Source organism: Streptomyces sp. NBC_00490 (assembly GCF_036013645.1).
Taxonomy (GTDB): domain Bacteria; phylum Actinomycetota; class Actinomycetes; order Streptomycetales; family Streptomycetaceae; genus Streptomyces; species Streptomyces canus_F.
The window spans coordinates 5480485-5492692 of the sequence record NZ_CP107869.1 but is presented as its reverse complement, the minus strand read 5'-3'; the positions used below and the strand labels follow the sequence as shown (position 1 = coordinate 5492692).

Annotated in this window: 11 protein-coding genes and 1 pseudogene; 5 read left to right on the top strand and 7 right to left on the bottom strand. The window is 71.6% G+C overall.

What is annotated here, in order from left to right:
- Positions 1 to 15: 15 nt before the first annotated feature.
- Positions 16 to 1707 carry a lysyl oxidase family protein gene (locus tag OG381_RS24940; RefSeq protein WP_327718282.1) on the bottom strand — a complete coding sequence of 564 codons (1692 nt, stop codon included), beginning with the start codon at positions 1705 to 1707 and terminating at the stop codon, positions 16 to 18.
- Positions 1708 to 1971: 264 nt separating this feature from the next.
- On the opposite strand from OG381_RS24940, the gene OG381_RS24935 reads away from it, so the two are divergent.
- Complete coding sequence (locus OG381_RS24935; RefSeq protein WP_327718281.1) at positions 1972 to 2352, top strand: luciferase domain-containing protein; 381 nt, start codon at positions 1972 to 1974, stop codon at positions 2350 to 2352.
- 9 nt (positions 2353 to 2361) lie between these two features.
- Here the strand turns inward: OG381_RS24935 and OG381_RS24930 are convergent, their stop codons facing one another.
- The 3 genes and pseudogenes from OG381_RS24930 to OG381_RS24920 all read right to left on the bottom strand — a co-directional run.
- The gene (locus OG381_RS24930; RefSeq protein WP_327718280.1) at positions 2362 to 3414 is read right to left on the bottom strand and encodes an NAD-dependent epimerase/dehydratase family protein; all 1053 of its coding nucleotides are present in this window, start codon (positions 3412 to 3414) and stop codon (positions 2362 to 2364) included.
- Between the two features lie 23 nt (positions 3415 to 3437).
- On the bottom strand, positions 3438 to 4280 hold the full coding sequence (locus OG381_RS24925; RefSeq protein WP_327718278.1) for a hypothetical protein: 843 nt from the start codon (positions 4278 to 4280) through the stop codon (positions 3438 to 3440).
- Positions 4281 to 4358: 78 nt separating this feature from the next.
- Positions 4359 to 4568, bottom strand: a pseudogene (locus tag OG381_RS24920) (ABC transporter substrate-binding protein); the annotation flags it as partial.
- A gap of 62 nt (positions 4569 to 4630) precedes the next feature.
- Here OG381_RS24920 and OG381_RS24915 point away from each other — a divergent pair.
- Positions 4631 to 5068, top strand: coding sequence for a hypothetical protein (locus OG381_RS24915; RefSeq protein ID WP_327718277.1), 438 nt, complete (start codon positions 4631 to 4633; stop codon positions 5066 to 5068).
- On the opposite strand, the gene OG381_RS24910 is transcribed toward OG381_RS24915, so the two are convergent.
- The gene (locus tag OG381_RS24910) at positions 5013 to 5939 is read right to left on the bottom strand and encodes an SMP-30/gluconolactonase/LRE family protein (RefSeq protein WP_327718276.1); all 927 of its coding nucleotides are present in this window, start codon (positions 5937 to 5939) and stop codon (positions 5013 to 5015) included. The two genes, OG381_RS24915 and OG381_RS24910, sit on opposite strands and share 56 nt — an antisense overlap.
- Positions 5940 to 6096: 157 nt before the next feature.
- On the opposite strand from OG381_RS24910, the gene OG381_RS24905 reads away from it, so the two are divergent.
- Positions 6097 to 6459: a DUF6479 family protein gene (locus tag OG381_RS24905; RefSeq protein ID WP_327718275.1), complete on the top strand. Its 363-nt coding sequence runs from the start codon at positions 6097 to 6099 to the stop codon at positions 6457 to 6459.
- A gap of 71 nt (positions 6460 to 6530) precedes the next feature.
- Here OG381_RS24905 and OG381_RS24900 read toward each other — a convergent pair whose 3' ends face one another.
- Positions 6531 to 7046 carry a DUF7144 family membrane protein gene (locus tag OG381_RS24900; protein WP_327718274.1) on the bottom strand — a complete coding sequence of 172 codons (516 nt, stop codon included), beginning with the start codon at positions 7044 to 7046 and terminating at the stop codon, positions 6531 to 6533.
- Positions 7047 to 7170: 124 nt separating this feature from the next.
- Between OG381_RS24900 and OG381_RS24895 the strand changes: the two genes are divergently transcribed.
- Positions 7171 to 7641, top strand: coding sequence for a hypothetical protein (locus OG381_RS24895; RefSeq protein WP_327718273.1), 471 nt, complete (start codon positions 7171 to 7173; stop codon positions 7639 to 7641).
- Positions 7642 to 7681: 40 nt separating this feature from the next.
- Here the strand turns inward: OG381_RS24895 and OG381_RS24890 are convergent, their stop codons facing one another.
- Positions 7682 to 8356 carry a DUF6445 family protein gene (locus OG381_RS24890; RefSeq protein WP_046262261.1) on the bottom strand — a complete coding sequence of 225 codons (675 nt, stop codon included), beginning with the start codon at positions 8354 to 8356 and terminating at the stop codon, positions 7682 to 7684.
- Positions 8357 to 8778: 422 nt separating this feature from the next.
- Between OG381_RS24890 and OG381_RS24885 the strand changes: the two genes are divergently transcribed.
- On the top strand, positions 8779 to 12204 hold the full coding sequence (locus OG381_RS24885; protein WP_327718272.1) for an ATP-binding protein: 3426 nt from the start codon (positions 8779 to 8781) through the stop codon (positions 12202 to 12204).
- Positions 12205 to 12208: the final 4 nt, after the last annotated feature.

Genomic DNA, 12208 nt, shown 5'->3' with positions numbered 1-12208 from the left:
TGTCAAGCCGTTCGGTTACGGCGCGTTGATCAGGTCGTGCGGCGGTACCTTGACCGTGCGCTTGCCCGGCTCGCCGCTCAGGATCACCTTGCGCAGGGCGACGTTGTTCTTCAGGTTCGTCTCCTGGAGGCGCTTCTCCGGGTTGGCGATGACCTGGATGTAGTACGTGCCGTTCGGCAGGTCCGTGATGTCGAAGGACTGGCCGGGGCGGTACTGGGTGTAGGTGTCGCCGGAGCCGACGTCCAGGACCTCGCGGACCGAGATGGAGTTCTGCTCACCGCACGCGGTCGACAGGTCCGTGTTGTACGGCTTCCAGTTGGCGTTCTTCACCGTGTAGTCCACGGCGTCGGTGTTGGCGAGACAGAACGCCTCCTTGCCGCTGCGCACCTCCCTGGTCTTGTCCTCGCTCAGCAGCCGGTAGCTGGCGAAGTCGGTGAAGTGCCAGTGCTCGTGGCCGATGCGCGGGTCCCACTCCATGGTGCCGGTGGGCGTGTAGCCGACCTGCTTGCCCTTCGCGTCGTAGAAGTACTGGTAGGCGTCCATCAGATCGCCGCCCGGCTTGCGGAAGCCGTCCACGACGAGGGGCGCGGGGCCGGCGTTCCAGACGTTGGCGCTGAAGGCCAGGTAGTCCTTGCCGGGTACGTCGCCGTCCTCGCCGTCGGTGATGGCGATGTCCCACGCCGGGAGGGAACGCAGGTCCGGCTTGGGCACGTCGGCCGGGACCCCGGCCCGTCCGGTGGGGCGGGTGCTGTTGGGACGCAGCGCGGCCGCGATGCGCGAGCCGTCGGTGTGGCCGGGGCCGTCGCCGAGGTGGTGGGCGAGGCCACGGTCCTCCAGGGCGTGGGAGAGGGCCCCCGGGGTGGGCTCGTCGGCGCCGCGCGGGCCGTAGTGGTGGGCCATCCCCTGGGCCGAGCCGTGAGCCGAGCCATGGGCCGAGCCGTGCGCGCCGCCCTGGTGGGCGGTCATGCCGCGGCCGACACCGCCGTTCTCGCTGGGCTGGCGGACGGTGACCTTGATGGTCGGCGAGTCGTTCGGGATCCCGAAGAGGTCCCGGTACTTCTTCGCCACGGACACCTTCGCGGTGTACTCACCCACCGGCAGGTCCACGGGCTTGTCGTAGTCGACGGTGCTGGAGTTGGACGCCCAGCCCTTCTCGACACCCCACACCGACCCGAGGGTGAACGGGTTGGTGGGGCAGCTCTCCGGATAGTGCGAGGTGGCGGGCGCGTCCGGCCGGAGCCGGCCGGAGGCGTTGTTGGGGCAGAAGTTCCCCTTGCTCTTGGCGACCTCCGTCCCGTTCGCGTCCTTGACGGACACCTCCAGGAACCCGGGGAGCCCGGAGAAGTCCTTCACGAGCCCGGTGGGCAGCGCCTTGGTCGTCGTCGTGCCGCCGTGGCGGAAGACCTGCTTGGCGACGACGGGGTCCTTGTACGACTTGCGCGTCACCTTGAACTCCAGGGGCGCGTTGTCGACGGTGACATACGTGCCGAGGTCCAGGTAGACCCCGGGCTCCCCCTGCCACCGGTCGAGCGTCACGGAGTTCGAGGCGGCGATCAGCTTGAGCTTCGGCTTGCCGGGTGTGGCGGCCTGCGCGGCCCCGGCGCCGGGCGCCGCTCCGGCTGCGGTGACGACGACGGTGAGCGCGGCGCCGGCGGCGAGCGCGGGGCGCTTCCAGCGGCTGCGGTTGCGGTGTTGCTGACTGGTCATCGGTTCCTCGTCTGCGAGTGCCCTGGTCAGGGGCATCGGACTGGACAACCCACGGGCGGCCGACGGTGTGGACGCACCCCCATGCGGCCCCACATGCACTCCGGCAACCTGTGAGCGATCTGTGAGACCGGTAAAGAGGGTGTTCAGGTTGCCTGTTGGGAAGGAAATCCATCGATCGGGCGGCGCCCGCCCGGACACCTCACGCCCCGGTTACTTTTGCCTCAACCCCTGGTTGCGCGGGGGTGAGCAGGCGACGATGGGCTCATGACTCTCGCCGAGCGCGCCTTCGAGCGCCTCCACGTCTGGCCCGACCTCCGCGCGGGTCACCCCAGTTGCGGGACCGGGCGGGCCCTGCGCTCCCCGCACGGCGAGATCGTGCACTTCCACTCCGACCGGGACGTGGACCTGCATCTGACCGGCCGCACGATCGAGCGCTTCGCGCGGGACCTCCAGGGCTCCACCGCCATCCACCTGGTCCCCGGTTCCCGCTGGGTCACCGTCCACCTGGACTGCGACACCGACGTCGACCTGCTGCTGAGCCTGGTCAGCATGGCCCTCAAGGCGTACCAGGGACAGGCCGGCGAGTCCGCGGCCACCTGCAACTTCCGGAGGGTGACGGTCGTACCCCGCGACATACCGGCGTAGGCGGTCCCGTCATCCCGCCGATGCCCGCCAGGCCCGGTAGTGGTCCAGGACCGTTTCCTCGATCGGGCGGTAGGTGAGGCCCAGTTCGTCGATGCTGCGGCTGTTGTCGACCTCGAAGCGGATGCCGAGGTGCTTGCGGATGTAGTCCTGGGTGAGGCCGAACGCCGGACCCAGGATGCGAACCGGCCAGTGGGGCAGCCGGGTCCGGGGCAGGCGGAGGTTCCTCGGGTACTCGGCGCGCAGGATGCGGGACATGTCGTGGAAGGACGTCATGGTCGGCGCCGCGAGGATGTAGCGGCCGTGCGCCCGCGGGTTCTCGGCCGCGGCGATGTGCGCGTCCGCGACGTCCCGCACGTCGACGGTGGTGAAGCTGAAGTCCGGGGCGCCGTAGAAGAAGTAGCCCTTGAAGAGCTCCTCCAGGAGGAAGAGGCTGCCGGACTCCGAGGCGGGGGTGAGCGAAGGGCCCAGGATCAGGCCCGGGTTGACCGCCACCATGCTCCAGCGGTCCTGTGCCTTCGCCGCGTCCCAGGCCGCCTGCTCGGCGACCGTCTTGGCGTAGTGGTAGGGGTTGTTCTCCACCGTGCTGGTGGTGTTGACGTACTCCTCCGTGAGGATCCCGTCCTTCATCTCCCGTACGTCGGCGTAGTCGCCGAAGATCGCGCCGACGGTGGACGTGAGGACGAGTCGGCGGACGGCCGGGGTGCGGTCGATGGTGCCGAGCACATTGCGGGTGCCGAGGAGCGCGGGCTCCACCACGTCCTTGCGGCCGTCCTTGATCCTCTCCGGTACGAGGAACGGGGAGGCGACGTGGAAGACGGTCCCGCAGCCCCGGGCCGCCTCGTCGAAGGAGCCCTCGGCGAGCAGGTCCGCCTCGAACAGGTCGAGCCGGTCCGGGAATTCGGCCTGCATCGCGCGCAGGGGCCGGGTCTTCGGCGAGTCGGCGGTGCTGCGGACCGTCGTACGGACCCGATGGCCGCGCTCCAGGAGCCGTTTCACCAAGTGGCTGCCCACAAAGCCGCTGCCGCCGGTCACCAGGACCGGGGTCCTCTCCGCGTCGTCCACCCGCGCTCCTCGAACAGAACAGGTCAGAGCCCGTAGCGGCTCTTCAGATGACGCCAGAAGTCACGCGCCATCCACTTGTCGAACTCGGTGATCTGCGTGGCCGATCCGGCCTTCATGAGGAAACAGCACTGGCCGGTCGGCGTCCAGTCGTAGAAGTCGTCGAGCCCGAAGGTGTGGCCGACTTCGTGGAGATAGATGTGGATGTTCTCCTGGCCGAGGGCCCCGGTGAAGTACTCCTGGCCGACCCGCTGGCCCCAGTCCCCGCCCGCGCCGCCCTGGAAGCCCTTGGTGAGCCACAGCGACTGGTCGTAGTGGCGGGTGACGCCGCCGGGGCACTTCGTGTAGTTGCCGTCCTGGTGGAAGAAGCGGCCGCAGTCGGGCGCGCACTGCGGGGCGCCGCCGCCGTCCAGGTTGTTGACGTAGATGTCGACGGAGTTGTCGGTCCACTGGAGCGTGGAGCGGTTCTTCACGGCCCAGCCGACGACGTTGACGGGCACATTGGTGTACGGCCAGGCGTTGGTGCCCGTGCCGTTGTCGACCATGGCGGTCATCCACTTGCCGAACTGCTTCTTCAGCTGGGCGTGGATCTGGTCGCGCAGTGCGGTGCTGACGGGGGCGTCGGACTCCCAGCGGACGCAGTAGTTGATGCTCCCCTTGTTGGCCATGACCTGGTCCCAGCCGTAATTGCGGAAGCCGTAGAGGTTCGGGTACGTCGACTCGACGTGGTTCCAGACCTCGTTCAGTGGCTGTACGAGGGTGGACGGCGGGTTCCAGTTGTCGGCTGACCGCGCCGGGGCGGCCGTCGTGAAGGCCGCCGCCAGCAGGGCGGTGAGGACGGTGACGAAACGCGCGATGCGGGTGCGCATGGGGGTGAACTCCCTTCGTGGGGTGGGACTTCACCACCAGGTCGCCGCCGGCCGACGGGCAGGTTGCCGACGCGTTGTTCACACCCTGTGGATGGCGTCCACAAGGATGTCGATGACCCACGGCGTCCGCGGCCCGAAGCTCAGCAGCACGCCGTCCTCCAGGGTCACGACGCGACGGTCGGCGCCGGCCGGGGTCTCGGCGATGCCCGGGATCCTGACCAGGCCGTCGATGCCGCCGACCGATGCGAGACCCTTGTCCGTCATCAGGATCACGTCGGGCCCGGCGGCGATCAGTCGAGGACCTGGCGACCCCGTACGGGGACGGCGGCTCCTTCGAGGTCGAGCTCACCGTGGACGCCAAGGACGAGTTCACCGACTGCTTCGAGGCGAAGTGCGTGCTGGCCACCCGTGCCGACCACACCCTCTCCGGCGACCGCTCCCAGGACGTGAAGGTCCCGGTCAGCTTCGTCGGCCAGGACCCGGTCGACACGGGCCCTGGCACGGGCACCCCGGACTCCGGCGGCTCCGGCTCGGGCGGCACCACCGGCGGTGCGGGCACCGCCACGACCGGCGGCTCGGCCGGAGGGACCTCGGCCACCGGCTCCACCGGCGGCAGCCTCGCCTCCACCGGCGTGACCGTGCTGTCCGTCGCCGCCCTCGCGGCCGCCCTGACGGGCGCCGGCTGGGTGGCGTACCGGCGCGGCCGGAGAGGGCGGACTCATGCCAGGGGTGTCACAGGGACACGGCGACCGCGTCGTACGTCGTCTCCGGTGTCGGCGGGGTCGTGAAACGGGCGTTGACCAGGTACAGCCGGTCCCCGAAGCGGGCGGCCGTGGTCGGCACGTCGAAGCGCGGGTCGGTGATCGTGGTGCGCAGGGTCGCGGTGGTGGCCCTGGCGTCCAGGTCCCAGACGCTCACCAGGTTGAGACGGTTCTGGACGACGTACAGCGTGCGACCGATACGCCACAGACCGTCGCCGTTGACGACGGTGTCCTGGCCGACCAGCGTGATCTTCGTGGCGTGGCCGGTCCTCGGGTCGACGCGGTGGAGCTCGCCCGGGGTGGACTTGACGACGATCAGGGCGCGGCCGTCGGGGGTGCCGACGACACCGTTGGCGTTGTTGACGTCGGGGAGCTGCACCCAGTCGCCGGTGAGCGGGAGGGTGCGGACGGCGCCGTCGCGGCCGCGGGGGACGCTGTAGAGCTGGGCGGCGCGGGAGTCGGTGAACCAGGCGCGGTCGCCGAGCAGGGTGACGTCGTTGACGAAGTGGCCGGTGGCCTCGCTCAGTTGGAAGGTGCGGACGACGTCGCCGGTGCGCGCGTCATGGACGCGGGCGACACCGGTGTTGCCCGCGACGTACAGCAGGCCGTCGCGGTCGATCTTCAGGCCGACGGCGATCTGGCCGGGGGCTCCGGCGTAGAGGACCGTGCCCTCACCGGTGCGCAGGTCGACGCGGTAGATGCCGCCGTTGCCGCGGGAGCCGAAGTAGGCGTACGGCTTCGAGCCGATCGCGATGCCCTCGGGCAGCCAGCCGTTCGGCAGCGGGAACCCGGTGGGCCAGGCGGCGGCCCGCGCGGCGGCGGGGGTGGCCGTCACCGCCAGTGCGGCCAAAGCCGCGGCGCCGCCGAGGACGGCTCTGCGGCTCGGGTTCTGGATCATCGTGGGGACCTCCGTGGAATCCAACTCCGTTTACCGTTCCTTTAGTTGGCAACGGCACGACGGAAAGCCGAGTTCCCGGAAATCCCGAGGACAGCAGGTGGACAGGTTCCCCGAATTCAGGACTGCCCTTTTGAGTCATTTCGGTGATACTTGCCATATGAGTACCGCAACGTTTGTAGTAGCGGCCACGGGGAGCGATGTGCTCAACGTGATCGCCGCTTTCGTCGGTGGTGCGTTCATCGCCGGGGCACTGATCTGGGCCGTGCAGTTCGGCATGCGGGTGCAGGACCGGGAACTTGTCAGGCCCCGCCCGGACGAGCAGCCCAGACTTCCCAGCACCGGCGCGATCCGCGAGATCAGGGAGATGCGGGAGCCGAACGTGGTCCCGCTCGCGGAGCGGGAGCGCCTCATGCCGTATCAGCTCCAGCACGGCGGTAAACGGAACAAGGACCAGCAGCGAAAGCGCTGGCTGCCAGGGTCCAGCGGATCCTTCGGCAGCGGCGGCCTGGGACACCTGTGACGGTCTGACGTGGAGGGGCTGTCCCGCGGGGCAGCCCCTCCACACCTGTGCCGTCAGGGATCCGGACCGGGTCAGCGCCCCGCCGGGGCGTTACCGCGGCCAGGCACGTGGGGCGCCGTCGCCAGGGCCCAGATCACGAAGAAGCCGACGCCGACCATGATCCCGGACCAGACGGGGGCGTACGGCAGGAACAGGAACTGCAGGACCATGCTCATCGACGCCAGGAAGATGCCGGTCATCCGGGCCCACCAGGCGCCCTTGAGGACGCCGTAGCCGACGGCCAGGAGGACGACGCCGAGGACGAGCATGATGACGCCCCAGCCGGTGAGGCTGATCTTGTAGACGTAGTCGCCGATCCGGTTGTAGACGTCGTCCGTGGCGATCGCGGAGATGCCCTGAAGGACCGCGATCACTCCGTTCACCAGCATCAGGACACCGGCGAAGACGAGCCCGCCGGTCGCGAACCCGCTGCCCGCCGGCATGTCGGCGGGGGTGGGCGCGGCCTGCTGGTGGTCCTTGTCCCATACGGGCGGTGTCGAGGAGGACGGTGTCGAGGAGGACGGTGTCGCATGCGGTTGCTGAGTCATGGTCCGACGATCTGCCCGGGCCCCGGCGGGCACCACGGGGGCAGGGCCGAACGGGTGAGAGCCGGGGTGCGGGCGCGGGCGGGCCGATCTTCACTGGAGGCATCCGCAGCACCCTGGAGGCGATATGACGGGCTACCGCACGGCACCGGTTGCGGTGGTGGCGGCCGCCGCACTCACCGCGCTCACCGCCCTCACCGGCTGCTCCGACGACGACACCCCCGCGTCGGTGGCGAGCAAGGCCGCGTCCGCCGCGTCGCAGGGCGCGGACGTGTTCGCGTCGGCGACGGCGGAGGCCGGCGAGAGGTTCGACGACGTCAAGAACGGCGTCGACGTCAAGGGCGACGTGAAGCTCGGCACGGTCACCACTTCCGGCGGGCGCGCCGAGACCGAGGTCACGGCGACCAACACCGGGGGCTCGCAGAAGTCCTTCCTGGTGCAGGTGAACTTCACCGACGGCGACGGCACCCTCCTGGACGCGGTCGCGGTGACCGTCTCCGACGTGCCGGCGGGCGGGTCCGGGAAGGCGACGGCCCGCAGCCACCGCGATCTGTCCGGTGCGGTGAAGGCGGAGGTGGACAGGGCGGTCCGCTACTGAGGCCGCCGCCGGCTCCCGCGTCGAAGGCTCACGCCATGGCTCACGCCATCCAGAAGAAGACCGCCGTCATCCGCTTCTCCTCCAGGGTGGCGCCGCAGTAACCGGTCGCGCTGTGCACCAGGTTGGCGCTGTAGAGCAGCAGCCGGTTGTACCGGTGCGGCACGCGTACGTCCTCCTCGAAGGCGTCGGGCGCCACGAACCGGGTGCCGAGCGCGTCGACGAGGTTGTTGTGCGGGGCCTGTACGACGTTGCCGCCGAGTCGGCCGCCGGGCAGGGACTGGCGGTAGAAGCTGGTCCCGCAGTCCTTGGGGACGCCGGGGTTGAGGTAGAGGACCGCCGCGTACCGGCACAGGTTGCGCGAGTCGGTGTGCGGGCGGGGTGTGCTCTCGCCCTCGCCGACCACCTGGACGCAGTTGTGGTTGAGGGTGCCGCCGCCGGGTGTGCGCTGGACCCACAGCTCCTTGGCGCCGGTGGCCTGCCGCACCAGCCGCTCGACGCGGGCCAGTTCGTCCGGTTCGAGGCCCGGCATGGCCCGCAGCCCCGGCCATGCCTCCGGCTTGTGCGGGTAGCCCTCGACCCAGTCGTCCTTGGCCAGACACCGTTCCCGCACGGCGTCCGCGTCGGGCAGGACGTCGTCCAGGACCCAGTAGTCGCGCCCCTTGGTGGGCTTGCGGTAGGGGAGCACGGGAAGGGTGGCAGGGGGGTGTGGGGGCATGCGCCGAATCTAGGGCCGGGCCTTCTTTCGACTCTCCCGCAAAGGGGTCTGGAATCTCCCGCGAAGTGGTCAACGCTTCGTCAACGAGCCCACGGAATACGGGATATCACGCACGTAATTGTCCGCATTCCGAACCCCATGGGTCAGTAATCCGCCAGTAACGCCCGCTGCCTAAAGTCCCTCGCATCGGCCCTGTTCCGACACATTGGCCACGAGCAGGGCCGAGTCATGCCCCTCGGGACGGGAGCCGCCGTATCCCTCCTGTGGGGGGTAGGGATACACGCCGGGAGCCCCGCGAGACCGATGAGGTCACCCACCGCGGGGCCTCCGGTGATCCGTCCGGGCATTTCACATGTCCGGACATTTTGTTTGTCCGGTCATATTCCGGTCAAAACAGGAAACCGGGCTAGAGTGCGCCCCACATGAGCAGCAGAAACGCGGAAACGGCGGACGGTGCCGTGCGCCGACCGGCGCCGCCCGTCCTGCGGCTGTATCTGCTCGGCGGCTTCCGCACCGAACGCACGGACGGGGCTCCCGTCGCCGATCGCTGGCCGCGCCCCAGCTCCCGTCGCCTCGTCGAACTGCTGGCCGTCTCCCCCGGCCGGGTCAGACACCGCGAGGAGATCATCGAGATGTGCTGGCCCGACACGGCCGGCACCCCCGCCGCCCTCGGCAGCCTCCGCGTCGCCCTGCACGCCGCCCGCCGCGCCCTGGAGCCGGAGCTGACCGCCCGCACCCCCTCCTCGTACCTGATCGGCGAGGGCGCCCTGCTCCGGCTGGCGCCCGACACGGTGTGGATCGACGCCGACGAGGCCGAGACCCTCGCCGAGCGGGCCCTGCGCACCGGAACCACCGCCCACCTGGCCGCCGCCCTCGAAGCCTTCACCGGCGAGCTGCTCCCCGAGCACCGCTACACCCCGTGGGTGGAGGCACGGCGTGAACGGCTCGACGCGCTGCGCGACTCCGTACGGCTCACCCTCGCCGAGGCGTACCTGGCGGACGGCGAGACGGAACGGGCCGCGGCCACCGCCCGCCGGATCCTCGCCGACAGCGCCGCCGAGGAACGCGCCCACCGGGTCCTGATCGGCGCCTACCTCCACCAGGGCATGCGGCGCCGCGCCCTCGCCCAGTACCACCAGTGCCGGCGCGCGCTGGACACCGAGTGGGGCATCCGGCCGGGACCCGAGACCGAGGCGCTGCACCGCGCGGCGCTGGGCACCCCCACGACGGACGTACGACGTCCCGCTCCCGCCGCTCCGAAACCGCCGCCCGCCGTCCTCGACACCCTCACGGCCTCGCCCTTCGTCGGCCGCCGCGCCGAACTGGAACGACTCCTGGACCCCACCCGCCCCGCCCTGACCGTGGTCGGCGGCGAGGCGGGCATCGGCAAGACCCGGCTGGCCGCGGAGGCGGCACGGCGGGCCGCGGCGGACGGGGCGGCCGTGCTGTGGGGCGCGAGCCACGACACGGCGGAACAGGCGCCGTACGGCCTGTTCGTGGAGGCCTTGGAGGGCTGGCTGACCGGCCGTCCGGCGGCCGAACGGGCCCGGGCGGGCGCGGAGTACCCCGAGCTGGCGGCGCTGCTGCCGTCGCTGGGCCAGATCGGCCCGGCGCCCGGGCGCGGCGGCGGCCCCGAGTACGAACGCGAACGGATCTTCGCCGCCGTCTGCGGCCTGCTGGCCTCGGCGGCGGCACCGGGCGGTGTGCTGGTGGTGCTGGACGACGTCCATACGGCCGACACCGCGTCGCTGCACCTGCTGAGCCGCCTCGCCCGCCGCCCCCAGGGGTCCGCGAAGGTGCGCTTCCTGGCAACGTACCGCCCCGAGGACCTCCCCGAGCCGGACCCGCGCCGCGCCCTCCTCGACACCCTCGTCCGCCAGGGAACGGCCCGCCGCCTCCACCTGCCCCGCCTGGACCGCACCGACTGCCTGACGCTGGCGGCGGACGCGAGGGGCGGCGACGGCGACTCCACGACCCTGGAACGCGTCTGGGAGCTCTCCCTCGGCCACCCCCTGTTCGCCGTGGAACTGGCCAAGGCGACACCCGGGACCTCCGGGTACGAGGACCTGACCCCGCCGGAGGGCGTCCGCCTCCTCGTCGCCGACCGCCTGTCCCGCCTCAGCCCCGCCGCCTGCCAGGTCATCGAGACGGTGGCCATGGCGTGCGGCGGGGTCGCGGCGCTGACGGAGGTGCAGGAGGTCGCGGGCGCCACGGCGGAGGTGGCCGACGGCATCGACGCCGCGCTCGCCGCCGCCGTACTGGAGGAACGGCCCGTACCGACGGACGGGCGGACCGTGCCCGGCCTGGGCTTCCGGCATCCGCTCATCCGGCTGGTGTGCCGGGAGCGCCTCTCGGTCGCCCGGCGCCGCCGACTGCACACCGCGTACGCCGAGCTGCTGCTGCGCCGCCGTCCCGGCGCGGTGGACGCCGTGGCCGCGCACCTCACGGGCGCCGACGATCCGCGCGCCGCCGGCCATCTGCACCTCGCGGCACGCCGGGCCGCGGCCGTGGGCGCCGACGACACCGCCGACCACTACTACGGCGAACTGACCGCCCGCCTCGACGCGGTCGCCGTCGAGGCCGCCCGCATCCGCCTCGACCACGCCGCCGTCCTGCGCCGCATGGCCCGCCACGAGGACGCGGCACGGGTCCTGCGGGAGGCACTGACGGATCTGCGGAGACACGGCAGCGCGGAGGAACAGGTCCGGGTCGCCGCCCAGTTGGCGGAGACGCTGGCCAGGACGGGGGAGGCGGAGGAGGGGTTCGCCCTGCTGGACACGTACCTACCTGGCGATGGCACATCTGCGGAGACCGTGGCGGCGCACTGGATGGCGCGAGGTGTCCTGTGCTTCGTGACAGGCGACTACGAGGGTTCGTTGAGGGCAGCACGTGCGGCACAGCAAAGCGCCGGTGAATCTGACGCCCCTAGGGGCGCGGGGAACTGCGCGACCAGCCACCATGCACCCGCACCCGACAACGGCGAGGCCACCCCGCACGCGCTCCTCGCCCGCGCCCTCGCCCAACAATCCACCGCCCTCGCCCTCACCAACCGCCTGCCGCAGGCCCGCACCGCAGCCGACGCAGCTCTCCCGCACGCCGAGGCACACGGCGACCCCCGACTCGTCATGACGGTGCTCTCGATCCTGCGGGAACACGCCCGCCGTTCCGGTCGGCTCCACGAGGCACTGGCCATCGGAACCCGCGCCCTCGACCTGGCCGACCGCTGCGGAGACCCGGAGGCCGCCGCCTTCGAACGTGCCAACCTCGCCGAAATACACCTCCTGCTCGGCGAGTGCGACGAGGCCGCGGAACTTGCCGCCGACGCCGTCGCCGAGGCCCAGGCCCACTCCGGCTGGTGCCTGCCGTACGCCCTCACCGCCCTCGCCCGCGTCCAGCTGCGCGGCGGCCCCCGCCTCGCGCTCCCCGACCCCCGGGAACTGCTGACCCGCGCGGCCCACTGTGTGGCCCGCCGCCCCGACCACCAGGCCGAATACGAAGTACGCACCGCCCAGGCCGAGTTGGCGCTCCGCGACGTCCGCCCCGACCGCGCCCTCGCCCTGCTGGCCACCGTGTCCGGCACCGGCGTCCCCGTCATCGCCGCCTGGGCCCACCTCACGGCCGGCGATGCCGCGCGCGCCGCCCGGCTCGCCGGGGAGGAGGCCGTACGGGCCGCCGGAGCGGGCGAGGCGGTCACCGAGTGCGAGGCCCGTACCGCGCAGGCGACGGCGCTGGCGGTACTGGGCCGCGCGGACGAGGCCGGGCGGTGTGCGGCCCGGGTGCGCGAGCTCGCCACGGCCCTGCCCTATCCGACGGTGCTGCGCAGGGTGTCCCACGCGAACCCGTCGTGACCCG

Bases quoted from the DNA above. Each gene is read 5' to 3' on its own strand.
- OG381_RS24940 (WP_327718282.1), bottom strand. From the start codon at position 1,707: ATGACCAGTCAGCAACACCGCAACCGCAGCCGCTGGAAGCGCCCCGCG.
- OG381_RS24935 (WP_327718281.1), top strand. From the start codon at position 1,972: ATGACTCTCGCCGAGCGCGCCTTCGAGCGCCTCCACGTCTGGCCCGAC.
- OG381_RS24925 (WP_327718278.1), bottom strand. From the start codon at position 4,280: ATGCGCACCCGCATCGCGCGTTTCGTCACCGTCCTCACCGCCCTGCTG.
- OG381_RS24910 (WP_327718276.1), bottom strand. From the start codon at position 5,939: ATGATCCAGAACCCGAGCCGCAGAGCCGTCCTCGGCGGCGCCGCGGCT.
- OG381_RS24905 (WP_327718275.1), top strand. From the start codon at position 6,097: ATGAGTACCGCAACGTTTGTAGTAGCGGCCACGGGGAGCGATGTGCTC.
- OG381_RS24900 (WP_327718274.1), bottom strand. From the start codon at position 7,046: ATGACTCAGCAACCGCATGCGACACCGTCCTCCTCGACACCGTCCTCC.
- OG381_RS24895 (WP_327718273.1), top strand. From the start codon at position 7,171: ATGACGGGCTACCGCACGGCACCGGTTGCGGTGGTGGCGGCCGCCGCA.
- OG381_RS24890 (WP_046262261.1), bottom strand. From the start codon at position 8,356: ATGCCCCCACACCCCCCTGCCACCCTTCCCGTGCTCCCCTACCGCAAG.
- OG381_RS24885 (WP_327718272.1), top strand. From the start codon at position 8,779: ATGAGCAGCAGAAACGCGGAAACGGCGGACGGTGCCGTGCGCCGACCG.